Origin of the sequence: Streptomyces sp. NPDC004610 (genome assembly GCF_040609715.1) — a bacterium.
In the GTDB taxonomy this organism is placed as follows: Bacteria; Actinomycetota; Actinomycetes; order Streptomycetales; family Streptomycetaceae; genus Streptomyces.
Genome location: NZ_JBEXLA010000030.1, coordinates 100,378 through 125,385, shown reverse-complemented (window position 1 = coordinate 125,385; position 25,008 = coordinate 100,378). Strand labels below are relative to the sequence as shown.

The following is a 25,008-nucleotide window of genomic DNA, read 5'->3' as shown; positions in this document are numbered from 1 at the left end:
GGGTTGTCTTGAGGGTCGTGCTGCTGGGCACCGCCGCCACCGGTGGCTTTCCACGCTGGAACTGCGCCTGCGCGCTGTGCGCCGCCGCCCGTGACGGGAAACTCCCGGCCCGCACCGTGGAGTGCGCGGCCGTCACCGGCAATTCCCGCGACTGGTGGCTCCTGAACACCTCGCCCGATCTGCGCGCCCAGCTCGCCGGTGCCGGCGCGCTGTGGCCCGGCCCCCGGCCGAGCCCGCTGCGGGGCGTGCTGCTCACCGACGCCGAACCCGACCATCTCGCCGGTCTCGGCGTCCTGCGCACGGCCCCGGGACTGAAGGTGTACGCCGCCCCGTCCATCCTCACCGCCCTCACCCCGGCCCGCGCCGCCCTCGCCCGGTACGCGGCCTGGGAGTGGCGGGACAGCACGCCGCAGGAGGGGTTCGTGCTCTCCGGGGGACTGGTGGTCACCGCCCATCCGGTCGCCGCGGGGCCGCCCGGCTATCTCCCGGCCCGCTCCGGCGGCGACCACTGGGCCACCGCGTACCGGATCGAGGACCTCTCCACCGGGGGCGTGCTGTTCTACGCTCCCCGGCTGCACTCCTGGAACGAGGAGCTGGAGGAACTGGTGGCGGATGCCGACGGCGCGGTACTGGACGCGGCGCACTGCCCCAACGAGCCCCTGGAGTCCTCGGCCTGGCGCGAACCCCGGCGCATCCTCACCCGGCTGGAGGACCCCGACCCGCTCCTCGACCCCGCCTCGGCGGCACGGGCACGGCTGGCCGAGTCGGGCATAGAAGTCGTCCCGGACGGCACCGAGTTCGTCCTCTGAGGCCCGCTCGCCTATGCCTGGTTCCCGGACAGCTCCGCGAGGATCTCGGCGGCGTCGGTGTTGCCCCGGTCGGCGAGGCGGCGCAACTCGTCCCGGTCGTCCAGCTCGGTCGCGGTCTCCACGAGCTGGTCGATCGCGGTGGGGTTGCCCGTGGCGGCCAGGCGGCGCAGCGCGGGCAGATCCGCGTTCTCGGCGGCACGCTCGATCAACTCGTCCATCTCGTCGGACGATTCGGCGCTGGTGGGCGGGAGGTCGGTCGGTTCGGGGAGCGGGGGGTGGTGGTGATCGGTCATGGGGGTCTGCCTTTCGGTGCCGAGGGGGGTGGGGTGACGCGGCCAACGGTCAGGGGTGAGCCGGTGGTCAGTTGATCAGGGGTGAGCCGGTGGTCAGGTGTCAGGTGGAGGGGGACGGGGACGGGCCCGGTGGTGCCGGAAGGCGGCCCGTCGCCCGGAGTCCGTCCCGGTGGGCGTGCCATTCGTCCATCAGCCGCGGCAGCCGCTCGGCGAGGAAATCGGCCAGCGCGATCATCTCCTCCAGCGGCGCCCGGCGCTCCGGCGACGCGTCGGCGAGCAGCGCCAGACCCTCCCGGAACAGCGCCGCGTGCTCCGCGTGGAGCCCGGAGTCGAAGTTCTGCGGCTGCCGGCTCCCCGGGTCCAGATCCACCCGGTCCACCCGCTCCCCGGCGGCCCGGGTCCGCCGCGCCGTCCCCTGGCTCTCCAGCAGTTTCACCGCGCCCGTGACCGCGCTGCGGCTGGCGAGCAGGGCCTCGCTCAGCTCGTCGATGGTCTGCTGCGGTGGATCGCAGACGAAGAGATAGCCCAGCAGCCGCCCGGCCATCGGCGGAAACCCGTACCGGCGGGCGTAGAAGCGGCCGACGTGGTCGGCGAAGAGCACATGCGAGTCCTGAGGCACGCGCTCAGCGTAGCGCTCTTATCTGAGATGACACTTATAAGTGTCATCTCAGTCATCAATGAACGCCCGGTGTTGGTCGGCGTCGCCCGGTGTCGGTCTGCGTCGGTCGGTGGCAGAGATGACGGGGATGACGGAGTCTCAGCCGCCGCCCAGCATCCGTCCCAGCGCGGCCCGTTGCAGGGGCCGTACCTCCGTGTGCAGGGCGCGGCCCTTGTCGGTCAGGGCGACCCAGACACCGCGCCGGTCCTCGGTGCACATCGAGCGGGTCAGCAGACCGTCCTTCTCCAGTCGGCCGATCAGCCGGGACAGCGCGCTCTGGCTCAGATGGACCCGCCCCGCGAGGTTCTGCACCCGGCACTGGGCACCGGTCTCGGGAGCCTCGGCGACGAGAATGTCCAGCACCTCGAAGTCGCTCGCCCCGAGCCCATGGGGGTGCAGCACCCGGTCGATCTCACACATCGTGCGCGCGTGCACCGCCAGGATGTCCCGCCAGCGCGCTTCCAACCCCGCCTCGATCGTGTGCGTTCCCATAAGGGCACGGTAACACCGAAACGGTCGATCGTTGAGTGTGCAACTAGCACTGTTCGTCAGGTGCGGTGGCGGTGGTTCCGCCGGTCACCCGGCCGGGTCCTGGAGCAGTCCGAGGACGTTCCCGTCGGCGTCCCGCGCCGCCGCGATCAGCCGCCCGTTGCCCACGTCCCGGACGCCCTGCACCTCCTCGGCCCCGGCTGCGAGCAGCGCCGCGAACCGCTCCTCGATGTCGGTGACCTTCCAGTAAGGGGCGGGCCCGGTCAGGCCCTGCGCATGCCCGTTGGGGTCCAGCCCCACGTCCTGCGCACCGCCCTTGAAGGCCACGTAGTACGGCTCGTCGATGTACGGCTCGGTACCGAGCGCGGTGCGGAACAGCGCCTTGGCCCGGTCCAGGTCCTTGACGGGGTAGATGATCGTCTCCGGCCCGCTGGTCGGGGTGGCCGGGCTGGTCGGGCTGGTCGGGTTGTCGTTGCCGCTGGTCATGGAGGGCTCCTTCGGGCTGGTGGTTCACCGGCGCCGTGGTCCGTGCGCCGGTGGTTCCACGCTAGGACGCGGGCCGGGGCCACGGCTTCTCGAATCCTGACCGGATGGGCTCCGCCCGGACTCTCGCCCCGTCCCCGTCCCCCTCCGCCACCGTCCGCCGGGTGCGGGCGCCCGGCGGACGGATCGTGCTCGTCGGCCAGGACTGGGACACCGTCGTCATCGACTCGGACACGCCGGACCTCACCCACGCCCTGACTCAGAGCCGTACCGATGTTCCCGGCGACGGCGACGGCGACGGCGACTGCGACTGCGACGGCGACCACGCCCTGACTCGGACGACCGCGCCTTGACCCGGGGCCGCCGGCCCGCCCGGAGGGGGCCGTGCCGCTCACCTGAGCCATCGTGCCGATCCGTACCGGTCAAGCGTCGCCGAGTACCGGACGCGGCGGTCCGCCGCCCGCCACAGTGGAAAAACGCCGTATGAACGGCCCGGACCCTGGAGGACGTGATGCTCAGGACTCCTGGCGGCGATCTGCGCCTGGTCATTCTGGAGTGGCTCAAGGACCCGCAGACCCACTTCCCGCCGCAGCGCCGCATCGATCTGTTCGAGGACGGAGTCCCGGCGGAGGCCGTCGCCGCCAAGCTCGGGGTACGCCGCGCGGTCGCCGACACCCATCTCAAGCTGCTCGCCGACCTCGGCATGCTGCGCGTCAAGCGGGTGCGTCGGCGCACCTGTTACCGGCGGGACGAGTTCCGGATCGCCGAGGTGGCGAGGTTCTTCGAGAAGGGGTGGTAGCCGGGCGCTCCCCGCTCGCCCCTGGTCATCGGTAAGAGGTCGTTGTGAACGGAACAGGCCGTCGGCCGGTGCCGGGGCCAGGGGGGATGCCCTCGGCACGGGCGTGGAACCCTCCCGCCGGGGCGTACACGCCGGGAGGCGGGTAAGCGGGGATTCACGCCCGCGTGTAGTAGGAGTGATCCACCGCACACGCGCCCCGCTCACGGCGAGGCACCGGCCGCCGCAATAGCAGCAGCAAGCAGCAAGCAGCAAGCAGCAGCAGCCGTGCGCCGCGCCGGAGGGGCCCCGCGCCCGTGAAGCCGTACCGCACGCACCAGAACTGGATCACATGAGCGCCATCAGCATCGGTCAGGCCGTCATTCTCGGAGCCGTCGAGGGGGTGACCGAGTTCCTGCCCGTCTCCTCCACCGGCCATCTGAAGATCGTGGAGGGGCTGATGGGCATCCCCGTGGACGATCACGCGGTGGTGGGCTTCTCCGCCGTCATCCAGGTCGGCGCCATCGCGGCCGTTCTCGTCTACTTCGCCAAGGACATCGCCCGGATCCTCAGGGCCTGGGTGCGCGGGATCGCCGACCCCGAGCAGCGCTACCGGCACGACTACAAGTTCGCCTGGTGGGTGATCTTCGCGACGGTCCCGGTCGTCGTGGTGGGGCTGGCGGCGAAGCCGCTGATCCAGGGGCCGCTGGCCTCCCTGTGGGTGGTCGCCGGGTCGCTGATCGCGGGCAGTGGGGTGATGTTCGCGGCCGACCGGCTGGGCCGGCACAAGCGCGGGGAGGACGACACCTCGCTCTCGGACGCGATGCTGGTCGGCGGCTCCCAGATCCTCGCCCTGCTCTTCCCCGGCTTCTCCCGCTCCGGTGCCACCATGTCCACCGCCCTGCTGCTCGACCTGGACCGGGTGGCGGCCACCCGGCTCTCCTTCTTCCTCGGCATCCCCGCCCTGACCGGCGCCGGGATCTACGAGCTGAAGGACGCGCTCGGCACCGGTGCGGGCGCCGCCCCGCTGGTCGCGGGGACGGCGGTGTCCTTCGTGGTGGCGTACGCGTCCATCGCCTGGCTGCTGAAGTTCGTGTCCGGGCACTCCTTCAACGCCTTCGTGATCTACCGGGTCGCGGTGGGGGTGCTGCTGTTCGGCCTGCTCGGGGCCGGTGTACTTGAGGGATGACGGCCCGTACGAGACGGGGGCGGCGGGCTCAGTCCGCGTCGCGCAGCGGCTCCCCGACGCTCCTGAGGTGCCGCAGCGCGGCCCGGTGCGAGGCGAGCAGCCCGGTCTGGTGGTACGGGATGCCCAGCTCGGCGCAGTACCGCTCGGTGATGAGCTGGGCCCGGCCGAGCGCCGGGGTCGGCATGCTGGGGAAGAGATGGTGCTCGATCTGGTAGTTGAGCCCGCCCATGTACGCGTCGATCACCGCACCGCCCCGGACATTGCGCGAGGTCAGCACCTGGCGGCGCAGGAAGTCCAGCCGGGTGCCCTCCTCGATCATCGGCATGCCCTTGTGGTTGGGCGCGAAGACCGACCCGAGGTAGAGCCCGAACAGCCCCTGGTGCACCGCGATGAAGGCGAGCGCCTGGAGCGGCGAGAGGACCAGGAAGAGACCGCCGAAATACAGGACGAAATGCAGGACGAGGAGGGTTCCCTCCAGCACCGGCCGTTTCAGCACGGGACTGCGCAGCGCCTTGAAACTGCTGAAACTGAGATTGAGCCCTTCGAGCGTCAGCAGCGGAAAGAAAAGAACCGCCTGATGCTTTCCGACGAACGCCGGAATTCCGCGTGCCTTGCGTGCCTGCCGCTGCGACCAGACCAGAATGTCGGGGGAGACATCCGGATCCTTGCCCTCATGGTTGGGGTGGGCGTGATGCCGGGTGTGCTTGTTCATCCACCACCCGTAGCTCATGCCCAGCAGCAGATTCGCCACCAGCAGCCCACCGATCTCACTGGACCGGCGGCGGCTGAACACCTGCCGGTGGGCCAGGTCGTGCGCGGCCAGCCCTAGCTGGCCGAAGACCCCGGCCAGCGCGACGGCCACGATCAGCTGCGCCCAGCTCGTCCCAAGTGCGACGAACGCGGCCACTCCTCCCGTGAGGGCCAGCCCGACCAGTCCGAAACGGACCGTGTAATACAGCGGACGGCGGCGCAGCAGACCCGCCTCGTTTATGCGGCGGGACAGCTCGGCGAAATCGCTGCCGGTCTGCCGGGATTCTGTTTCGGTCGGCTGGGGGGCGTCCGCATTCTGTCGTTCGCGCGCGGACGGAATCCCCGTGAGCACCATGGGATTGGCCATGTGCTCCAGTATCCGAACGCCGTTCACCCGGCGGAATGGCGCTTGCCCCCGAAGGGGGGTGGTGGTAACCCCCCTGTCCGGCGGGAGGATGCCCCGCCCGCCTGGTGACGCCCCGCCTGCCCTGCCATGCCCCGCCCACCTCGCCACCGCCCGGCGCCCCCCCGACGCCCCGCTCGCCTCGCAACGGCCCGCCCATCTCGCCACCGCCCCCGGGGCCCCTTGACGCCCCCCGCCGCTCCGCCCGGCCCGCCCACCACGCGACGCCCCGCCCGCCCAGCGGCGACGCCCCCCCCGACGCCCCAACCACCCCCCGCCTTGACACACGCACCCCCCAAACCGCACGATGCCAAGCGTGAACCTGTCAGACAGCCAGACAGGTGGACCGGGCGGAGCCCCCCGGCGCGTCAGCGCGATGGAGGCCGTGCTCGGCCACCTCCGCGCCGCCATCGAGCGCGGCGAGTACGCCATCGGGGACAAGCTCCCCTCCGAGGCGGAGCTGTGCCGCACCCTGGAGGTCTCCCGGCCGGTGCTCCGCGAGGCACTGCGCGCCCTCCAGACCCTCGGGCTGACCGTGGCCAGGACCGGTAGTGGCACCTTCGTGGTCGCCCACCGCGTGGAGGACCCCACCTTCGGGGACTACGCGGCCGGCGATCTGCTGGAGGTACGGCGGCACATAGAGATCCCGGTCGCCGGATACGCGGCGGTCCGCCGCACCCCCGAGAACCTGGACCAGCTGGCCCGCCTCCTGGACCGGATGGAGCGGGAGACCGACACCCTCGCCTGGGTCGCCATGGACACCCTGTTCCATCTCGCCGTCGCCGAGTCCGCCCAGAACCCGGTCTTCCGCCGGGTCATCGAGGAGATCCGCGACGCCCTGGCCCGCCAGTCGGCGTTCCTCAACGAGTTGGGCGGACGCCGCGAGCAGTCCGACCGCGAGCACCGTACGATCGTCGAAGCCCTGATCAGAGGGTCCGCGCCGGACGCGAGCGAGGCGATGGCGCATCATCTGGACCGGGTGAGCAGCAGCCTGAGCGCGATCGTGGCGAGGGCGCCCGCCGCCCCCGACCCCCCAAGCACGCTCCGATGAGCCCCCGCTCCCAGGGCCCGTGTGCAGAAACCTTTCCCCCGGCAACACCACCACCCCCGCCCCACGAAACCCAGGCAGGCATGCATCCCACCCCCATCGTCCCCACCCCCGCCCCCGCGATCCGCGAGCCCCTGCACGCCCCCGTCGCCCAGCTCGTGCGCGGCGGGGTCGTGGAGGGCATCCACTACGGCTCGGTCGTCGTGCTCGGTCCGGACGGCCGGGTCGACTTCCAGCTCGGTGACATCGAGGCCGCCTTCTACCCGCGCTCGGCGGTGAAGCCTGTCCAGGCCGTCGCCATGATCCGGGCCGGACTGCCGCTCCAGGGCCCGCTGCTCTCACTGGCCGCCGCCAGCCACTCCGGCGAGGAACGCCATCTCACCGGCAGCCGCCGCATCCTGGAGCTGGCCGGACTCACCGAGGACGCCCTGCGCAACGTCCCCGACCTGCCGCTCGACCCGGCCGTCCGGGACACCTGGATACGCGAGGGCCGCCCGCCCTCCCGACTCGCCCAGAACTGCTCCGGCAAGCACGCCGCCATGCTGCACACCACCCACCTCAACGGCTGGACCCTGGACGACTACCTCGACCCCGCCCACCCCCTCCAGCGGGCCATCGCCGCCACCGTCGAGGACCTCACCGGCCAGCGCGTCGCCCGGGTCAGCGTGGACGGCTGCGGCGCCCCGCTCTTCGCGATCTCCCTGCACGGACTGGCCCGCGCCACCGCCCGGATCGCCACGGCGGCACCCGGCACCCCCGAGGCACGGCTGGCCGACGCCCTGCGCACCCACCCCGAGATGGCCTCCGGCTCCGGCCGCGAACCGGCCGCGCTGATGACGGCCGTACCCGGACTGCTCGCCAAGGACGGCTACGAGGGCGTCCAGGTCGCCGCCCTGCCCGACGGCCGGACCGTCGCCGTGAAGATCTCCGACGGCGCCGGCCGCGCCCGGGGCCCGGTCACCGCAGCCGCGCTGATCCGCGCGGGCGTCGACCCGTCCCTCCTCACCGCGTTCGCGGAAGCCCCCCTGCTGGGCGGCGGACACCCGGTGGGACACATCCGCCCGGTCCGGGCCCTGGACCCCCTGACCGGCCCGACCCCCGCCTAGCCCCCACCCGGGGCACACTGGTGATCATGCAGCCAGCCCCGTCCTCGCTCACCTACCAGCCGGTCCTGGAACGCATCGCCGAGGAGATCGCCCACACCCCCGGCCGGGGCCGCCCCGCCGACTACATCCCGGCACTCGCCGCCTGCGACCCGCGCCGCTTCGGGATGGCGGTCGCCGAACTCGACGGCACGGTCTACGGGGTGGGGGACTGGCGCCAGCCGTTCTCCACCCAGTCCGTCACCAAGGTGTTCACCCTGGCCCTCGACCTGGCCCGGGAGGGCGACGAACTCTGGGAGCACGTCGGCCGCGAGCCGTCCGGCAACCCCTTCAACTCCCTGGTCCAGCTGGAGTACGAGGACGGCATCCCGCGCAACCCGTTCATCAACGCGGGCGCGCTGGTCGTCACCGACCGCCTCCAGACCCGTACCGGGGACGCCTCCGGGGCGCTGCGGGAATTCCTGCGCGCCGAGAGCGGCAACACCGGGCTGGACTTCGATCCGGAGGTCGCCGCGTCCGAGGCGGACCACGGGGACCGCAACGCCGCCCTCGCCCACTTCATGAAGTCCTACGGCAACATCGACAACCCCGTACCGCTGCTGCTGGAGCAGTACTTCCGGCAGTGCTCGGTGCGGGCGTCCTGCGCCGATCTGGCCGCCGCCACCGCCTTCCTCGCCCGGCACGGCATCCGCGCCGACGGCTCCCGGCTGCTCACCCGCAGCCAGGCCAAACAGGTCAACGCGGTCATGCTCACCTGCGGCACCTACGACGCGGCCGGGGACTTCGCCTACCGCGTGGGCCTCCCCGCCAAGAGCGGGGTCGGCGGCGGCATCATCGCGGTCGTCCCCGGCCGCTGCTCCCTCTGCGTCTGGAGCCCCGGCCTGGACGAACGAGGCAACTCGGTAGCCGGAGCAACAGCCCTGGACCGCTTCACCACCTTGACGGGCTTGTCGATCTTCTAGGGGACTCGTAAACAGACTTCCCCGCAACCCCCCTCAGGGGCGCTGGGGGTACCCCCTTTGGGGGAGGAACTGCGCGACCAGCCACACGCCACCCGCACCCGGCACACAACCTCACCACCCCCCACCGCCCCCGCGATCACAAACCCGTCACCCCCCACCCCCCACCCCGCAGCACCCTGGTCGCCCCCTGGAAACGTACCGTTGACATGCTGCCCGAGTGTTGGCCATGGCTTTCCCCGTCGATCTCCGCCGGTGCCAGGCGCTCGGTCTGGCCGGTACCGCCTTTCTCGCGGCGGGCGGTGAGACGGCCGGAGCCCTGCCCGTGCGCGAGCTGCTCGCGCCGTCCTCGGCGAACGCCGCGCTCGGCCTCGTCGGGGTCTACTTCGGTGTCGTCCTGCTGATCGCGGCCTGGGTGCTGCTCGGCCGTCTGGTGCGCGGTCCTCGCCCGCCCGCGCCCCGCGCGCTGCTGCTGGTGCTCGCCGTCTGGGCGGCGCCGCTGCTGCTCGCGCCCCCGCTGTTCAGCCGGGACGTCTACAGCTATCTGGCCCAGGGCGCCATGGTCGACGCCCGGATGGATGTGTACGCGTACGGCCCGAGCATGCTCGGGGGGCCGCTCGCCGACGAGGTGGCGCCGGTGTGGCAGCACACCGGCGCCCCGTACGGCCCGGTGTTCCTCGCCGTCGCCTCGGGACTGTCCGGGCTCACCCGGGGTGAACTGCCCGCCGGGCTCATGGGGATGCGGCTGATCGCGCTGCTCGGGGTCGCCCTGATGGCCGCCGCCCTGCCCCGGCTCGCCCGGCACAGCGGCGCCGACCCGTCCGCCGCGCTCTGGCTCGGCGCCCTGAACCCGCTGGTCCTGCTGCACCTGGTGGCCGGGGCGCACAACGACGCCCTGATGCTGGGCCTGATGGGCGTCGGCCTGGTCGCCGCGCTGGGGCGTTGGCCCGTCCTCGGGGCGGTGCTGGTGACACTGGCCGCCCTGGTGAAGGCACCCGCCGCGCTCGCCCTCGCCGCGATCGTCCTGCTCCAGCTCCGCGCCGGACGCGGCCCGGTCCGCGCGGTGCTGACCACCGTCGCCGCCGCCGGGGCCACCACCGTCGCCGCGACCGCCGTCGCCGGTACCGGCTATGGCTGGATCGGCGCCCTCAACACCCCCGTCTCGGCCGGAAACTGGGCGCTGACCACCCTCCTCGGCCGGGCCAGCGCCTCCTTTCTGGAGCGGATCGGCAGCGATCTGGCCCCCCTCGCCGTCCCCGCCTGGCACGCCCTCGGCCTGGTCCTCACCGCCGTCGCCCTGCTGCTGATCTGGGTCCGGCTGCGCCCCCGCCCGGTGTACGCGCTGGGGCTGAGCCTGGCCGCGCTCGCCGCGTTCGGACCGGCGATCCGCCCCTGGTACGCCCTGTGGGGCCTGTTCCTGATCGCCGCCGCCGCGCCCAGCGCCTCCGTACGGCACCGGGTGGCCGCCGTCACCGCCGTCCTGGCGCTGTCCGTGCTGCCCAGCGGGGCCCCCGCCGATCTCGGGCAACTGGTGCTCGCGGTGTCCGGCGGGATGCTCGCGGCGGTGGTGCTGTGGCAGGCCCACCAGTCCGCCCGGTCCGTCCAGTCCGTCCGGTCCGCTTCCGCGCGGACGACGGTCGTGGGACGGGCCGCGTGAGCGCCGGGGGCGGTGCCACCGGGCCCGGGGAACCACGACTGCGGGCCCCGCGCACCGGACGCGGACGGCTCGCCCTGGTCCTCGTCCTCGTCACCGCGGTGACCGTGTTCACCGCGACCGTGCCCCTGCTGCGCGACTGGTTCGATCTGCGGGTCTACCACGGCACCATGCACAGCTGGTTGCACGACGGCGGCACGATCTACGACTACCGGGTGCCCGGCACGGTCTACGGCTTCACCTATCCGCCGTTCGCGGCGGTCGTGATGGCACCGATGGCGCTGGTCCCGCTGTCCCTCGCCATCGCGCTGGCCCTGCTGCTCAACCTGGCCGCCCTGCTGGTCGTGCTCCGTATCTTGACCGGCCGCGCCTGGCGCCGCCACGGCTGGTACGGCTGCGCGCTCGCCGTCTGCGCCCTGGCGCTGTTCGAACCGCTGCGGGACACCGTCAGCTTCGGCCAGGTCAATGTGGTGCTGCTGGCGCTGGTCCTGACGGACCTGTGGCTGCTCACGCACACCCGTGGCCGCTGGGCGGGCATCGGTATCGGGCTGGCCGCCGCGATCAAGCTGACCCCGGCCGTCTTCATCGGGCTGCTGCTGGTCGCCCGGCGCTGGCGGGCCGCCGCCGTCGCCACCCTCGTCGCCACCGCGGCGACCGGCGTCGCCGCCCTGCTGGTGCCCGGCGCCTCCGGCTTCTACTGGACCGAGGCGCTGTGGGACACCACCCGCGTCGGCCGCCTCGACCATGTCTCCAACCAGTCCCTCCAGGGCCTGCTGGCCCGGCTCGGCGAGACCGGCCGCCCCGCCTGGGCGCTCGCGGTCGCCCTGGTCCTCGGCGTCTGGGTCTGGCGCACCCGCCGGGCGGTGGCCGGCGGCGACTGGCGGGCCGCGTTCGCGCTGACCGGGCTGACGGCCTGTCTGATCAGCCCGATCACCTGGGTCCACCATCTGGTGTGGCTGCTGCCCGCCTTCGCCGTCCTCGTCCGCGCCGGACACCGCAGAGCCGCGGGCACCCTCTACGCGCTGCTGTGCACCAGCGTGGTCTGGCTCTGGTTCGACGACGCCTCCGGCCTCGACGGCTTCCTCGGCAGCAACCTCTACACCTGGATCACCCTCGGTCTGCTGCTGTGGCTGCCGGTCGGTCAGTCCGCCCGTACGCCCACCCTGCGCAGCGCCACCGACATCGCGCCCGCGCCCAGACAGGCCGCGAACGCGATGGCCACGATCTCCGGCCACCCCGGCCCGGTCTCCGGTACGGCGGCCATGGCGACCGGCACCGCGTCGGGATCGGACCGCGGACGGGACCGCAGCGCGTCCAGCGAGCCGACCGGGTTCACCCGCCCGGCCGCGTCGAAGCCCCAGTCGAGCAGCGACCGGGCCTCCTCGTAGACCGCCGAGGCACGGCCGTCCTGCGGGTTCATCACCGTGACGACCAGGGTGCGGCCGTCCCGGTGGGCGGCGGTGACCAGGGTGTACCCGGCGTTGCTGGTGTAGCCGTTCTTGATGCCGAGCAGCCCCTCGTAGGGCTCCACCCCGTCGTCGCCGGTGAGCAGCCGGTTGGTGTTGCGGATCGGGAACGTCCAGCCGCCGCCCCCGGGGAACTTCGCCTCGACCGTCCGGCAGTACCCGGCGAAGTCCGCGTTGCGCAGCCCCTCCCGCCCGAACACCGCGAGGTCGTACGCCGAGGAGACCTGGCCGTCCGTGTCGTAGCCGTCGGGGGACTCCACGTGGGTGTCCTTGGCGCCCAGGCTGCGCGCCTTCTCCTGCATCCGGCGGGCGGTCGGCCCCCAGCCGCCGTTGAGCCGGGCCAGCACCCGCACGGCGTCGTTGCCGGAGCTGAGGAACACCCCGCGCCACAGATCCTCCAGCCGGTAGGAGACGCCCTCCTGGACCCCGACCAGACTGCTGCCGGGCCCCACGTCGAGGAGTTCGTCGTCGGCCACCTCGTGCTCGATGCCGCCGGGCAGCTTCGGCAGCACGGTCAGCGCGAAGAGGGTCTTCAGGGTGCTGGCGGGCGGCAGTCTGCGGTGCGCCTCGTGGGCGGCGAGCACCTCGCCGGTGCGGGCGTCGGCGACCAGCCATGACAGTGCGGAGACGTCCGGGACCCGGGGCGCCCCGGCATGCGGGCGGACCTGCGTGCCGGAGCGGTACAGCAGGGACGGATGCGGGGTCAGGGCGCTCTGTCCGGGGGCGAGGGGATCCGCGCCGGGCCGCGCGGCCCCCGCGCCCACGGCGGCGGGAGCGGGGGCGAGGGCGAGGACGCCCGCGACACAGAGCACGCAGGACACGGAGGCCGTCCGGGAGGAGAATCCGATCGTCATACGATCAACGTAGGAAGCCGGGCGCCGGGCAACCGCGCTGCAAGGTCCGAACGGGCCACGCGAGCACCCGTATGCCGCACGCCTGCGGCGTGTCGGGGCGACGGGGGGAGTGACGTCCCCGTCTCGGCGGGACCGGTTCTGTTCGGCCAGTCGGGTCGGGTCGGGGAGGCGGGGCCGGTCGGGGTCCACGGACCGTGGTGGGGGCGGGGCCGCTTCGGCCTTGGGGGACGGGCCACTCCCGTATCGGCGGGGTTGGGGGCGGCTCACGCCCCGGTGGGGTTAAGGGCCGTTCATGGCCCGGCAGGGTTCGGGGCCGCCTATGGCCCGGCGAGGCGGGTCGGGGCCGTTCATGATCCGGCGAGGCCGGACGAGGCCGGACGAGGCCGATCGGGGCCGTTCATAGTCCGGGGCCGGGCCGGTCGGGGCCCATCTGCCCCGGTGGTGGCAGTGGTGGTGGCAGCGGTGGCGGCGGAAGCCGACGGCCCCGCCCGCCTCCGCCTACTGCGCCCCCGCCCCTGTCCCCGTCCCCGGCAGCGTCGGCTGGATGCGGCGCAGGAACGTCGCGTTGTCCGGGGTGGTGCGCAGTCGGTCCAGGAGGGTTTCGAGGCTCGCCTCGCCGTCGCGGTTCTGGAGGACCCGGCGCAGTCCGTGCATCGTGGTCAACTCGGGCGGGGCGAGGAGGAGTTCCTCGCGGCGGGTGCCGGAGCGGTTGATGTCGACGGCCGGGTACACCCGGCGGGCGGCGAGTTCGCGGTGGAGCCGCAGCTCCATGTTGCCGGTGCTCTTCAGCTCCTCGAAGAAGAAGTCGTCCGCGCGGGACCCGGTGTCGACGAGCGCGCTGGCGAGAATGGTGAGCGAACCGCCCTCCTCGGCCAGCCGGGCGGCGCCGAACAGCCGCTTCGGGCCGTGCAGCGCGCCCGCGTCGACCCCGCCGCTCAGGGTGCGCCCGCTGGAGGCCGCCGCGTTGTTGTGGGCCCGGCACAGCCGGGTCAGCGAGTCGAGCAGGATCACCACGTCCTCGCCCGCCTCGACCAGCCGCTTGGCGCGTTCGATGACGAGTTCGGCGAGCGCGATGTGCTGCTTGGGCGCCCGGTCGAAGGTGGAGGCGTACACCTCGCCGCGCACCGAGCGCCGCATGTCGGTGACTTCCTCGGGGCGTTCGTCGAGCAGTACCACCATCAGATGGCACTCGGGGTGATTACCGGCGACGGCCGCCGCGATCTGCTGGAGCAGTACGGTCTTGCCGGTCTTGGGCGGGGCCACGATGAGCCCGCGCTGGCCCTTGCCGACCGGGGAGATCAGATCGGTGACGCGGCCGGTGAGTCCGGCCGCCGGGTGTTCGAGCCGCAGCCGCTCCTGGGGGTGCAGCGGGGTCAGCTCGTGGAAGTGGCGGCGTCCGCGCTGCTCGTCGGGGGTGCGCCCGTTGATGAGCGCGACCTCGGTGAGGCCACCGCGCTCACCGCGGGTGCCCTCCACCAGATCGCCCTTGCGCAGTTGGTGACGGCGGATCAGGGCGGGGGAGACGACGGGGTCGGCGGAGGCGGGTGTCAGGCTCTCGGCCCGCAGATGCCCCTTCCCGTTGCCGTCGATGTCGAGGACGCCGACGGCGAGCCGGGGAGCGGTCTGCTGCCGTACCGGGGGGTGTTCGAGTGTGGTGGTGGTCATGGAGTGCGGTCCTTTCGAGGACACGGGCATGGGACATGCGAGAGGAAGGGGTTGCCGCGAGAGAGAGGCGGTCGGGCGCTCGGACACGCGCCACGCCTGGGTGCGGCGGGAAACAGCTCACCTGGAACAGGTGGTGCTGGAGAGCCGGGGATCGGAACCGGGAAGGCGGCCGGATCAGCGGCGGGAGTGAGGAGAGGAAGAACCATCCGGCACCGGCGTCCACGACGGGACGAACACAAGTGCTGCCCGTACCGTACCACCCGGGGGCGGGTACGGGGTGGAAATCGCCCGGCGTTGCGGCTCAGCGTTCCGGCTAGGCGTTGCGGCTCAGCGTTCCACGAGGAGGCCGTACAGGAGGGGGATCCGGGGTTCCGGGAGGCGCCACCAGCCCGAGGGCGTGCGCTCCATCCGGTCCCAGCGCGGCCACGGCAGCTCGTCGCTCTCGCGCAGCCGCCGGACCTTCAGTCCCGCAGTCGTCAACGCGGTGATGACCTCCCCTATTCCGTGCATCCACTCGTAACTCTCGGTGGCGCCCTCGACGGCGGGCCCGTCGGTGTAGGTGAAGGTGGCGTCCCGGCGCACGGCCCCGCTCCCGGCAAGACAGTCGTGGCGCAGCAGCAGCTCCGGTCCCTCGCCGGGGCCCGGGGTGGGGCCGAGCGCGTTGAGCAGCGGATGGAACTCCACCACGTACAGCGCCCCGCCCGGCTTCAGGAGGCGGGCGGTCACCTCGGCCCAGCGCGGGAGGTCCGGCAGGTAGCACAGGGCGCCCTTGCCGGTGTAGACGACGTCGAAGCGCCGCCCGCCGAGCGCCGCCTCGGCGTCGTACACATTGGCCTGCACATAGGTCACGTCCAGCGCCGCGCGGGCGGCGAGGTCCCGGGCCGCGGTGACCGCCGCCGGGGAGAAGTCCAGGCCGGTCACGGTGGCCGCGCCGCGCCGGGCGAAGGCGAGGGTCTCGGTGCCCAGATGGCACTGGAGGTGCAGCACCTCGCGCCCGGCGAGATCCCCGAGGTCGGTCCACTCGAAGGGGGCGAACCAGCGTTCCGGGTCGGCCCCGGTGTCCACCCCGTAGAAGCGGCTCGCCAGATGGACGGGGGTGCGCGCGTCCCAGTTGGCGCGGTTGGCCCGCATCCGGTGGTCGTCCTCGTCGCTGGTCATGGGGTCATCCAACCGCGCGGGGCGCGGCGGCACCGAACCCGGTCGAAGGCCAGGGGCGGGATCAGGCCGTTCGCGCCGCGGCCTCCCGGGCGATCTGTTCGAAGCGGGCGCCCATGGCCTCGGCCAGCGCCCGGGCGGCCGACAGCGGCCGGACCATCACCATGAACCGGTCGATGCGGCCCTCGGGGTCGGTGTGCAGGAAGTCGCAGCCGGTGAGGGCGCGGTCGCCGACCCGGGCGGTGAAGACCAGGGCGTGGTCGTCGCCGCTCTCGCCCGCGTACTCGGTCTGATAGCGGAAGTCCTGGAAGACCTCGGCGACCGTGCGCAGCACGGCCGCCGTGATCGCCCTGCCCTCGTAGGGCTTGAAGACGACCGGGCTGGTGAAGACCACGTTCTCGGCGAGCAGTGCCTCGGCGGCGTCCAGGTCGCCCGCCTCGATCGCGGCGCGGAATGCGTGCATCGGAGCACCTCATAGTCAATTTATTGATTAAGTGCGGATGACAATAGTCACCTGCTGTTAGCGTGTCCATATGTCGTTGAAGTACGCCGTGCTGGCGGCCCTGCTGGAGGGCGAGGCGTCCGGCTATCAGCTCTCCAAGGTGTTCGATGTCTCGCTGGCCAATTTCTGGCCCGCCACCCCTCAGCAGCTCTACCGGGAGCTGGAGCGGCTGGCCGGGGACGGGCTGATCCGGGCCCGGGTGGTGCGCCAGGAGCGGCGGCCCGACAAACGGATGTTCACCCTCACCGAGACCGGCCGCGAGGAGCTGCGGGCCTTCGCCGCCGCGCCCGTCCGGCGCCCCACCGCCCTGCGCGACGAACTCCTGATCAAGATCCAGGCGATGGACGGCACCGACCCCGCCGTCACCCGCGAGCTGATCGAGGAGCGCCGCACCTGGGCGCGCGGCCGGCTCGACCGCTACGAACGGATGCGCGAACGCCTGCTGGACGGGCGCGACGAGGACGCCTACCTCGACGACGCGCGGCGGATCGGCCCGTATCTGACGCTGATGGGCGGGATCGCCTTCGAGCGGGAGAACCTCGCCTGGTGCGACCGGGTGCTCGCGGTCCTCGGACAGCGCGCCGCGCGCGCGGGCCGGGGATGACGCCGATGTTCCATCCCGAGGGCCCCAGCCTGCGTGAACTCACCGTCCAGGCCCTGTCGTCCGTCGAGCACGGCTACGACCTGCTCGCCCCCAAGTTCGACCGCACCCCGTTCCGCACCCCCGAGCCCCTCCTCGGCGCCATGGCCGCCGCCCTCACCCGCCCCGGTGTCCGCCCAGGCGGCTACGCCCACGGACTCGACCTGTGCTGCGGCACCGGAGCCGGGGTCGAGGTGCTGGCCGAGGTGTGCCGGGAGACGGCGACCGGCGTGGACTTCAGCACCGGGATGCTGGAGGTGGCCCGCGCGCGTGCCTGGCCCGCCGCACCCCGGGTGTCCTGGGTGCGCGCCGACGCCCGTGCCCTGCCCTTCGCGCCCGCCTTCGACCTGGTCGTCAGCCTTGGCGCGTTCGGGCACTTCCTGCCGCGCGAACTGCCCGCGCTGCTCGCGCAGGTCCGCGCGGTGCTGCGGCCCGGCGGCGACTTCGTCTTCCCGGTGCTGGCCCCGCCCCGCCCGACCACCCGCGCCTACTGGATGCTGGCCGGTTTCGATGCGGTGATGCGGGTGCGCAACGCGCTGTGGCGGCCCCCGTTCGTCATGTACTACCGGGCCTTCGGCCCCGGCGCGATGGAGCGGGAGCTGACGGCCGCCGGATTCCGGGTGGGCCTGACGACCCTGCCCGAGTTCGGCCGCCGCGACGACGGCAGCCCCCGGGTACGGATGGTGACGGCCCGGGTGGAGTGATCCATGTCCCTGGGGAATCGCGGACGCTGACCAGGCACTTCCTCGCGCCCGTCGGCGTGGCGTCGGCCCGCTGTACTTCTCCGGGTCCGCCCCGGAGGCCGGGCGGACCCGGAGCGCCGCCTGTCTGTTTCACCTGGCGCCAGAACGCTCCGCTCCGGCCCCCACTACGAGGGACGACCCGCCCCCGACGCCCCCCCGCCCCGCCGACTGCCCGGTCCTCGAACTGCCCGGACACCTCGTCCCGTTCGCCCCGCCAGCCGGAGATCCGACCCGCCACCGCCGACCGGGGGCGAGCGGGCCGAACTCACCGCCTGGGGCCGGTGCACGGACGGCCGGGCGTTGGACGCGGCGGCCGGGACCACCCTCGCCGCCGCGCTCCTCACCGACGCCCTGCCGCCCGCTGGCACACCCCCGGCCGGTGCCCACCGCCGAACCAACCGTCCACGGCACCGACGCCCTGACCGGCGCCGCCCCCCGAGGGCCCCGCGCCGGTCCGGATCCGCGCCGAGCGCGCGGACGGGGCCGGGGCCGTCCGGCGACAGCGCGGTCCGGGGCTGCCTCCTGCCGCGGCTGCTCGCCCTCGGGCGCCGGGCCCGGCCGATCCGGGCCGCGCGGCCCGCCGACGGCATCTGACCGCGTGGAGCGGGCTCCTCAGCCCGCCGCGGGCACGGTGAACTCATAGACCAGCGCGTCCTGCCGGGCCTCCACCAGGAGATCGGTGATCTCCAGGGGCCGGGCGTGCTGATCGTGCACCAGCCGGGTCACCCGCATCGACGGGATGTCGTGGAGGGGGGTGATCGCATCCCGGTGGTGCAGCGCCAGACCGGCCCGCCGCATCCAGTCGTAGACCCGCCGCAACTGGGCCGAGTCGCTGGTCAGCGGGCGCTCCCGGTACCGGGCCAGCTCCGCCACCTCGGACAGCGCGACCGCCGAGAACGTGGTGATCGCGGTGGACCCGCCGAGCCCGTCCGCGCCCGCCGACTCATAGCGGTGGACCAGCGTCGGCCGGTTCGGGGCCAGCCCCAGCGCGCGGGCGTGTTCGGCCGAGGGCAGCTCCCAGGCGACCGTCGCCCGGTCGGAACCGCCGGTCGCCCGGATGCCCACCGGGAAGCTCAGCGCCGTCGGATGTTCGACCGGTACCCCCGGCAGCGTGGCATGACTGCCCCGCCGGTCCGTGGCCACCAGCCCCTCGCGGCGCAGCACCTCCAGTGCCTGCCGGACCGTCTCCCTGCTCACGCCGAAGTGCTCGGACAACTGCCGTTCCCCCGGCAGCCGCTCGCCTGGAGGAATCGTTCCGTCGCGGAGTTCACCGAGCAGTTCCGTCGCTATCCGCCGATACAGGGGCGGCGCCTCGCCCCGAGAGTGGTCGTGCGGGGTGGTGCAGGCCATGCCGCGCCCTCCAGTGGTGACGTGCTGTAGCCGTGCGGGCTCATTGCGCCACCAGATCTAGCACCGGCGCGAATCACCGAGGAAGAGTGGTTGGGAGGTTCGGCCGAAACCGGACCGTCCGGCCTCGGCCAGGCATTGTTACAGCGCGCTGTACACGGCGTTGACCAGGGCTGACTTTCGTGGATCATCGACGATACGCGGGCCCATCCGGTTCATGACATAGCCCACCGAGAGCCGGGCCTCCGGGTCGGCCAGCCCGAACGACCCGCCGAATCCATCGTGACCGAAAGCCTCCGGGTTGGGTCCGTAGGCGCCGCGCGGTCCGCTGAGCCAGAACCCCAGGGCCAGCTCGGTCTCCCCGCCCAGCGCCGCCCCCGGCACCAGATCCACGCCCGCCCCCTGGCCCTGGCGGGCCCGCGCCACCGCCTCCGGCGACAGCACCCGCCGCCCGGCCAGGCTGCCCCCGCCCGCGAGGATCCCGTACAGCGCCGCCACCGCCCGCGCGGTGCCGTGGCCGTTCGCGGCCGGGATCTCCGCCGCCCGCCACACCGCGCTGTTCGCGACCGGAACGGGCACCGCCGGACTGGTCGGCACGGCGAGGGCGACCGGCGTCAACTGGCCGAGCAGCTCCGCCTGCGCGGCGAACTCCTCCGGCGCCGGAGGCACCAGTTCCGCCGCCCTCCCGCGTCCGCCTCCGGCAGTCCGACGGTGAAGTCGATGCCCGGCGGGCCGGTGATCTCGCGGGCCAGGAACGCCCCCGGCCGCAGCCCCGACACCCGGCGCACCACCTCACCGACCAGATGGCCGAACGTCATCAGGTGATAGCCCGACGCGGTGCCCGGCTCCCACCACGGCTCGGTCGCCGCCAGCCGCTCGACCGCCGGCTCCCAGGCGTAGAACTGCTCCAGCGTCATCTCCTCGCGCGGCCCGGCCGGCCCCGCCCGGTGCGCGAGCAGATGCCGTACCAGCACCCCCTCCTTGCCGGCCGCCGCGAACTCCGGCCAGTACGCCGCCACCGGGGCGTCGAGATCGAGCAGCCCCCGGTCGGCCAGGTGGGGGCACCTCCCACGCCCTTGAGGCAGTGGGGGAGGGTTCTCCTCGAACGCCTCGCGCACCCCGGCGAACGCCGGTGCGCAGTCGCCCCTGACCTGGTGTTCCGGCTCGGACATCGAGCGGCCCTCCCTCACCCCGCGGCCCGGATCCGGCGAACGCCAGCGACGGCCGGGACGGCGAGGAAGACCGCGTACCGGGACCGGCCGGGTCAGGTGTACGACCGCAGCCAGCGCATCTTGGCCGCCTCCTGGTACGGCCCGCCGCCCTCGTGGTCGTTGAAGTCGTACACCTCGATCGCCTTGTCGTCGTGGGCCCAGGCGTTGAACGCGGCGAAGACCGTCGACGGCGGGCAGGTCTGGTCCTCCAGCGCCGCCGAGAACAGCGCCGGGGACCGGCCGCGGGCCGCGAAGTGCACCCCGTCGAAGTAGGCCAGCGTGCGCAGCGCGTCCTCGGTGCGGCCCCGGTGGGTCTTCAGCCACAGCGCGATCTCCCGGTAGGGAAGCCGCTCCGTCAGGGTCGTCGCGCGCGGGAAGTCGCACAGGAACGGCACATCCGGGGCGATGGCCACCAGGTCCGGGACCAGGGCGCCCACCGCCACCGTGATCCCGCCGCCCTGGCTGGTCCCCAGCGCCACGGTCCGGGAGGCGTCGGCCAGCGGATGCGAGCGGGCGGCCTCCACCGCCCGGACGGCGTCGGTGTAGACCCGCCGGTAGTAGTAGTTCTCCGGCGCGTCGATGCCCCGGGTCATGAAACCGGGGTACGCCGGACCGCCCGCCACCGGGTCCGCGGTGCCGCCGCCCCCGCCCCAGGCGCTGCCCTGGCCCCGGGTGTCCATCACGAAGTGCGCCCGGCCGGTCGACGCCCACAGCAGATGCTCGTGCGCCAGCCCGCGCCCGCCGCCGTACCCGAGGAACTGCACCACCAGCGGCAGCGGCCCGGCCGGGTTCGCGGGCAGGGTCAGCCAGCCCTTCACCGGGTGACCGCCGAACCCGGCGAAGGTCACGTCGTACACCTCCACCGTGGTCAGCCCGCTGTCCACGGGCTCGAACCGGGCGTCCAGATCGTGCTCGCGGGCCTCCTGGAGCGTCTTGGCCCAGAAGGCGTCGAAGTCCTCGGGGGCGACGGAGGCGCTGCGGTACTCCCGCAGCGCGTCGAGGGGCAGATCGAACAGGGGCATACGGGATCACCTTCGCGGAGAGGGGCAAGGCTGCGGATGATCACACCGTAGGCACGGGGTGGGACGGGGCACCAGGGTGCGGCGGCCGTACGGTCGCAGGGGGCGGGGGAGCGAGCCGTGCGCGGTCACGCCCAGCGGCGGGTCCACTCCGGCTCCGTGCGGTCCCAGTCCCGCTCCCACTCCGCCATCCGGTGGCCGAGGGCGACCCGGCGCGACGCCGACCAGCCCAGCAGCACGGCCGCCGCCGTACCGCCGGAGGCGCAGACGCCCAGGGTGATCGCGTGCTGCCAGACGATCGACGCGTCCGGCGGCGGCCCCACGTCACGGTCCCGCCGGTCCAGCCACAGCCGGACCGTGTCCCCCGGGCGGGCGCTCTCCGGCACCGAGGTCACCCCGGCCTCCCGCCGCCCCCCGGGATCCGTCCAGCGGACCGCCGCCTGATAGGTGTACGGGCCGCCGCCGACCGCCGGGAGCGCCCGCCGGGGCTCGCCCGCCACCACCGCGCTCACCTGGTGCCGCTCCGCCCGCTGGGCCGCCACCGTCGCCCGCGCGTCCCCGTACGCCCACCAGCCCGTCGCGGCCCCCGCCAGGGGTGCCCCGAGCAGCAGGAGCAGGGCGACCACGAGCAGCGCCCACGCCTCGATCACATCCGACCGGCGCCGCAGCGGACTGGACCGCCAGCGCCAGCCCCGTACCCGGTTCCGCATGCCGACCTCCTCGCCCTCACGCGCGCGAGTGGTTCTAAGCATCAGGTACCCCGTCCGTCGCTCTCTTGAGCCTCCCGGCGGGGACCTATCGAAGCGGACATTCCGGGTGGCGGGCGTGGCGGGGTCGCCCGAACGGATCCGCGATCGTGAACCGCGTATGAAGTCTTCCGCGGCCCGGGAATAGCTCGACAGCGATCTTCCTTGCCCGAGATGCCCGATCCGCCGGTGCGCACGTCCCCCTCGTGCCCCGGCGACAGCGCGAAAAGTGGGAGCCACCATGCCCAAGGCATACGTCTTCACCCGGAACGGCGGTCCGGAGACCGAGGCGCTCGTCGACCGGGACCGGCCCGTGCCCGGTCCCGGCGAGCTGCTGGTCGCCGTGCGCGTCGCCGGGGTCAATCCGGTCGACTACAAGATCCGCAACGGCTACCGCCGCGCGGGTCAGGGTGCCGTCGAGCCCCCGGCCGTCCTCGGCAGCGAGGTCTCCGGGGTGGTCGAGGAGGTCGGTCCGGAGGTCACCGGGTTCGCCGTCGGCGACGCGGTGTTCGGGTCGCCGGTCTCGGGCGGTTACGCCGAGTTCGCGGTCCTCCCGGTGGAGGTGGCCGCGCACAAGCCCGACGCGCTCTCCTTCACCACCGCCGCGACCCTCCCGGTGGCCGCCGCCACCGCCTACGACGGCGTCCGGCAGCTGGACCTGCCCTCCGGCAGCACCTTGCTGGTGACCGGCGCGGGCGGCGGCGTCGGGGTGGCCGCCGTCCAGATCGCCCGAGCCGCCGGGATCCGGGTGCTGGGGCTGGCCGGGGCCACCAAGAAGGATCTGCTGGACTCCCTCGGCGCGGTCCACGTACCGTCCGGGCCGGGCTGGCCCGAGCGCGTCCGGGCCGCCGCCCCCGAGGGCGTCGACGGCATCTTCGACCTCGTCGGCGGCGAGGTCTTCGAGGAGGCGGCGGCGCTGGTGCCCGGCGGGACCCGGCTGATCACCGCCGCGGTGCGCCCCGAGGAGGCCGAGCGGCTCGGCGGCGCCCGGGTGGCCCGCGCCCGCAACGCGTCCGTGCTGGACGCCGTCGCCGCCCTCGCGGTCGACGGCACCCTGGATCCGCAGGTCAGCCGGACGTACCCGCTGGAGCGCGCCGGGGAGGCCCTGCGCGCGGTCGAGGACGGCCACGCCCACGGCAAGACGGTCATCGAGGTGTCCCGGTGACCCGGGACGAGCGCGGGCGGATACCCGAGCAGCCCCGGACCCCGGGCCCGTCCCACGGGCCGGAGGCGCCCCCGACGCCGGACAGCCCCCACACCCCCCACCTCCTCGACAACCCCGCCCGCGCCGCCCTCACCGGGCCGCACGCCCATTTCGCCGAGCGGCGCGGGCGGATCCTGCGCTACCCGGTCGACGTCTCCCCCTGGCTCGCGCTGCCCGACCGGCTGGAGCCCGAGGACTGGGCCGATCTGGCGGCACTGTCCGGGCCGGGTGCCGAGGTACCGCTCCTCGGCCATCAGGGGCCCGTCCCGGACGGCTGGGAGATCACCTTCCACGCGGAGGGCGTCCAGCTCGTCGACGACGGGATCGCCGCCGCGCCCGAGCCCGAGGCGATCGTCCTCGGCCCCGCCGACGTACCCGAGATGCTCGACCTGGTCGAGCGCACCCGGCCCGGTCCGTTCCTGCCCCGCACCATCGAGATGGGCACCTATCTGGGCATCCGGCGACAGGGACGGCTCGTCGCCATGGCGGGGGAGCGGCTGCACCCGCCGGGCTGGACCGAGATCAGCGCGGTCTGCACCGACCCCTCCGCCCGCGGTGAGGGACTCGCCACCCGGCTGGTCCTCGCCGTCGCCCACGGCATCCGCGAGCGCGGCGAGACCCCGTTCCTGCACACCGGCGCCGCCAACACCGGCGCCATCCGGCTTTACGAGCACCTGGGCTTCCGGCTGCGCCGCAGCACCGCGTTCATGGCGGCCCGCGCTCCGCAACCGACGGGCGGGGAACGGGCGATGGCGGTGTCCTGAGCGGCGGCCGGGCGCCGATCGAGCAGGTGTATGGTGGCCGTCCGGCCGGGGGTGGACCCCGGCCGCAGGACCGAGGAGGTGAGATCCATTCCCGCTGTGCCAGCCGGGGTGCTCCCTCCTCGAACCGGCGCGGATCAACGTCAGGGCATGTCCTAGGCCCTGGGACCGCGGCCACCGGGAGCGCCCTTCGTGTCCCGAAAGGCTCCCGCACCTTCCATGTCGTCATCGTCATCGTCGTCATCATCTGGGTCCGCGTCTGCGGCACCCTCCTCGTTCCCTTCGCCCACCCCTGATCGCGTCGTGGTGGCGCTGCGGGCCGCGGGGTGTGTGTTCGCCGAGGACGAGGCCGCGCTGATCCTCGCCACCGCCCGCACCCCCGCCGAACTCGCCGCCCTGGTGGAACGCCGGGTCGCCGGGCTGCCCGTGGAACTGGTCGTCGGATGGGCCGGCTTCCGGGGCCTGCGCATCTCGGTGGCGGCCGGGGTGTTCGTCCCGCGCCGCCGGACCGAGTACCTGGTCGAACAGGCCCTCGCCCGGGTGCCGGACGCGCGGGTGGTGGTCGACCTGTGCTGCGGCTCCGGCGCGGTCGGGGCGGCGCTGGCCGCCTCCCTGGGCCCCGTCGAACTGCACGCCGCCGACATCGACCCGGTCGCGGTCCGCTGCGCCGCCCGCAATGTCGCCGCCTATGACGGGCGGGTGCACCGGGGCGACCTGTTCGCGGCGCTGCCCGCCGGGCTGCGCGGCCGGGTCGGCATCCTCGCGGCCAATGTGCCCTATGTGCCGACCGGGGAGGTCGGGCTGCTCCCCGCCGAGGCCCGCGACCATGAACCGCTGGCCGCGCTCGACGGCGGCGGCGACGGACTGGACGTCCTGCGCCGGGTCGCCGCCGGTGCCCCGCCCTGGCTGGCCCCCGGCGGCCGGCTCCTGACCGAGACCAGCGCCCGCCAGGCGCCCCACGCGGTCGACGCGTACACCCGGGCCGGTCTCACGGCGGAGGTGGCGGTGTGCGAGGACACGGACGCGTATGTGGTGATCGGGGGGTTGCCGGATTGAGGGGGGTGCCCCGGGGCCGGGACCGC

General features: G+C 73.6%; 25 protein-coding genes and 2 pseudogenes. 14 read left to right on the top strand and 13 right to left on the bottom strand.

Annotation, left to right across the window (positions count from 1 at the left end; genetic code table 11):
- Positions 1 to 17: 17 nt before the first annotated feature.
- A complete protein-coding gene (locus ABZX40_RS29435; protein WP_355747485.1) occupies positions 18 to 809 on the top strand; it encodes an MBL fold metallo-hydrolase in 792 nt (263 codons plus the stop codon).
- Between the two features lie 11 nt (positions 810 to 820).
- On the opposite strand, the gene ABZX40_RS29430 is transcribed toward ABZX40_RS29435, so the two are convergent.
- From ABZX40_RS29430 to ABZX40_RS29415, 4 genes are all read right to left on the bottom strand, one after another.
- Entirely contained in the window at positions 821 to 1,102 is a 282-nt protein-coding gene (locus ABZX40_RS29430; RefSeq protein WP_355747488.1) for a hypothetical protein, read from the bottom strand.
- Positions 1,103 to 1,202: 100 nt separating this feature from the next.
- Positions 1,203 to 1,721 (bottom strand): hypothetical protein, encoded by a 519-nt coding sequence (locus ABZX40_RS29425; protein ID WP_355747491.1) that lies wholly within the window; start codon positions 1,719 to 1,721, stop codon positions 1,203 to 1,205.
- 138 nt (positions 1,722 to 1,859) lie between these two features.
- Entirely contained in the window at positions 1,860 to 2,252 is a 393-nt protein-coding gene (locus tag ABZX40_RS29420; protein ID WP_355747493.1) for a MarR family transcriptional regulator, read from the bottom strand.
- A gap of 84 nt (positions 2,253 to 2,336) precedes the next feature.
- Positions 2,337 to 2,735 carry a VOC family protein gene (locus tag ABZX40_RS29415; protein WP_355747496.1) on the bottom strand — a complete coding sequence of 133 codons (399 nt, stop codon included), beginning with the start codon at positions 2,733 to 2,735 and terminating at the stop codon, positions 2,337 to 2,339.
- 104 nt (positions 2,736 to 2,839) lie between these two features.
- On the opposite strand from ABZX40_RS29415, the gene ABZX40_RS29410 reads away from it, so the two are divergent.
- The 3 genes from ABZX40_RS29410 (at position 2,840) to ABZX40_RS29400 (ending at position 4,696) form a co-directional block, all read left to right on the top strand.
- Positions 2,840 to 3,085, top strand: coding sequence for a hypothetical protein (locus tag ABZX40_RS29410; protein ID WP_355747499.1), 246 nt, complete (start codon positions 2,840 to 2,842; stop codon positions 3,083 to 3,085).
- Between the two features lie 158 nt (positions 3,086 to 3,243).
- Positions 3,244 to 3,531, top strand: coding sequence for an ArsR family transcriptional regulator (locus tag ABZX40_RS29405; RefSeq protein WP_355747502.1), 288 nt, complete (start codon positions 3,244 to 3,246; stop codon positions 3,529 to 3,531).
- Between the two features lie 328 nt (positions 3,532 to 3,859).
- A complete protein-coding gene (locus ABZX40_RS29400) occupies positions 3,860 to 4,696 on the top strand; it encodes an undecaprenyl-diphosphate phosphatase (protein WP_355747505.1) in 837 nt (278 codons plus the stop codon).
- 28 nt (positions 4,697 to 4,724) lie between these two features.
- Here ABZX40_RS29400 and ABZX40_RS29395 read toward each other — a convergent pair whose 3' ends face one another.
- On the bottom strand, positions 4,725 to 5,801 hold the full coding sequence (locus tag ABZX40_RS29395) for an acyl-CoA desaturase (RefSeq protein WP_355747663.1): 1,077 nt from the start codon (positions 5,799 to 5,801) through the stop codon (positions 4,725 to 4,727).
- Positions 5,802 to 6,165: 364 nt separating this feature from the next.
- Between ABZX40_RS29395 and ABZX40_RS29390 the strand changes: the two genes are divergently transcribed.
- The 5 genes from ABZX40_RS29390 (at position 6,166) to ABZX40_RS29370 (ending at position 12,001) form a co-directional block, all read left to right on the top strand.
- Complete coding sequence (locus ABZX40_RS29390) at positions 6,166 to 6,900, top strand: FadR/GntR family transcriptional regulator (RefSeq protein ID WP_355747508.1); 735 nt, start codon at positions 6,166 to 6,168, stop codon at positions 6,898 to 6,900.
- Positions 6,901 to 6,980: 80 nt separating this feature from the next.
- A complete protein-coding gene (locus ABZX40_RS29385) occupies positions 6,981 to 8,003 on the top strand; it encodes an asparaginase (protein ID WP_355747511.1) in 1,023 nt (340 codons plus the stop codon).
- A gap of 17 nt (positions 8,004 to 8,020) precedes the next feature.
- The gene (locus tag ABZX40_RS29380) at positions 8,021 to 8,962 is read left to right on the top strand and encodes a glutaminase (protein WP_355747666.1); all 942 of its coding nucleotides are present in this window, start codon (positions 8,021 to 8,023) and stop codon (positions 8,960 to 8,962) included.
- A 226-nt stretch (positions 8,963 to 9,188) separates the two neighbouring features.
- Positions 9,189 to 10,616 (top strand): polyprenol phosphomannose-dependent alpha 1,6 mannosyltransferase MptB, encoded by a 1,428-nt coding sequence (gene mptB, locus ABZX40_RS29375; RefSeq protein WP_355747513.1) that lies wholly within the window; start codon positions 9,189 to 9,191, stop codon positions 10,614 to 10,616.
- Between the two features lie 38 nt (positions 10,617 to 10,654).
- Positions 10,655 to 12,001, top strand: coding sequence for a glycosyltransferase 87 family protein (locus ABZX40_RS29370; RefSeq protein ID WP_355747669.1), 1,347 nt, complete (start codon positions 10,655 to 10,657; stop codon positions 11,999 to 12,001).
- Positions 12,002 to 12,036: 35 nt separating this feature from the next.
- Here ABZX40_RS29370 and ABZX40_RS29365 read toward each other — a convergent pair.
- The 4 genes and pseudogenes from ABZX40_RS29365 to ABZX40_RS29350 form a co-directional block, all read right to left on the bottom strand.
- Positions 12,037 to 12,933, bottom strand: a pseudogene (locus ABZX40_RS29365) (serine hydrolase); the annotation flags it as partial.
- A 498-nt stretch (positions 12,934 to 13,431) separates the two neighbouring features.
- Positions 13,432 to 14,598, bottom strand: a complete 1,167-nt coding sequence (rho, locus tag ABZX40_RS29360) for a transcription termination factor Rho (RefSeq protein ID WP_355747516.1) — start codon at positions 14,596 to 14,598, stop codon at positions 13,432 to 13,434.
- 327 nt (positions 14,599 to 14,925) lie between these two features.
- Positions 14,926 to 15,756, bottom strand: coding sequence for a class I SAM-dependent methyltransferase (locus ABZX40_RS29355; protein WP_355747518.1), 831 nt, complete (start codon positions 15,754 to 15,756; stop codon positions 14,926 to 14,928).
- Between the two features lie 61 nt (positions 15,757 to 15,817).
- Positions 15,818 to 16,216: a nuclear transport factor 2 family protein gene (locus ABZX40_RS29350; RefSeq protein WP_355747521.1), complete on the bottom strand. Its 399-nt coding sequence runs from the start codon at positions 16,214 to 16,216 to the stop codon at positions 15,818 to 15,820.
- Between the two features lie 70 nt (positions 16,217 to 16,286).
- On the opposite strand from ABZX40_RS29350, the gene ABZX40_RS29345 reads away from it, so the two are divergent.
- Positions 16,287 to 16,859, top strand: coding sequence for a PadR family transcriptional regulator (locus tag ABZX40_RS29345; protein WP_355747523.1), 573 nt, complete (start codon positions 16,287 to 16,289; stop codon positions 16,857 to 16,859).
- Positions 16,860 to 16,864: 5 nt separating this feature from the next.
- Positions 16,865 to 17,599, top strand: coding sequence for a class I SAM-dependent methyltransferase (locus tag ABZX40_RS29340; RefSeq protein WP_355747525.1), 735 nt, complete (start codon positions 16,865 to 16,867; stop codon positions 17,597 to 17,599).
- 651 nt (positions 17,600 to 18,250) lie between these two features.
- Here ABZX40_RS29340 and ABZX40_RS29335 read toward each other — a convergent pair.
- The 4 genes and pseudogenes from ABZX40_RS29335 to ABZX40_RS29320 form a co-directional block, all read right to left on the bottom strand.
- Complete coding sequence (locus ABZX40_RS29335; protein WP_355747528.1) at positions 18,251 to 18,988, bottom strand: GntR family transcriptional regulator; 738 nt, start codon at positions 18,986 to 18,988, stop codon at positions 18,251 to 18,253.
- Positions 18,989 to 19,126: 138 nt separating this feature from the next.
- Positions 19,127 to 20,157 (bottom strand): annotated as a pseudogene (locus ABZX40_RS29330) (serine hydrolase domain-containing protein).
- Between the two features lie 92 nt (positions 20,158 to 20,249).
- On the bottom strand, positions 20,250 to 21,218 hold the full coding sequence (locus ABZX40_RS29325) for an acetylxylan esterase (protein WP_355747531.1): 969 nt from the start codon (positions 21,216 to 21,218) through the stop codon (positions 20,250 to 20,252).
- Positions 21,219 to 21,343: 125 nt separating this feature from the next.
- Entirely contained in the window at positions 21,344 to 21,967 is a 624-nt protein-coding gene (locus tag ABZX40_RS29320) for a hypothetical protein (RefSeq protein WP_355747534.1), read from the bottom strand.
- A 235-nt stretch (positions 21,968 to 22,202) separates the two neighbouring features.
- On the opposite strand from ABZX40_RS29320, the gene ABZX40_RS29315 reads away from it, so the two are divergent.
- From ABZX40_RS29315 to ABZX40_RS29305, 3 genes are all read left to right on the top strand, one after another.
- A complete protein-coding gene (locus tag ABZX40_RS29315) occupies positions 22,203 to 23,126 on the top strand; it encodes an NADP-dependent oxidoreductase (protein ID WP_355747537.1) in 924 nt (307 codons plus the stop codon).
- Positions 23,123 to 23,929, top strand: a complete 807-nt coding sequence (locus ABZX40_RS29310; protein WP_355747539.1) for a GNAT family N-acetyltransferase — start codon at positions 23,123 to 23,125, stop codon at positions 23,927 to 23,929. Before ABZX40_RS29315 ends, ABZX40_RS29310 begins: the two co-directional genes overlap by 4 nt.
- Positions 23,930 to 24,145: 216 nt before the next feature.
- Entirely contained in the window at positions 24,146 to 24,982 is an 837-nt protein-coding gene (locus tag ABZX40_RS29305; protein WP_355747542.1) for a putative protein N(5)-glutamine methyltransferase, read from the top strand.
- Positions 24,983 to 25,008 lie beyond the last annotated feature (26 nt).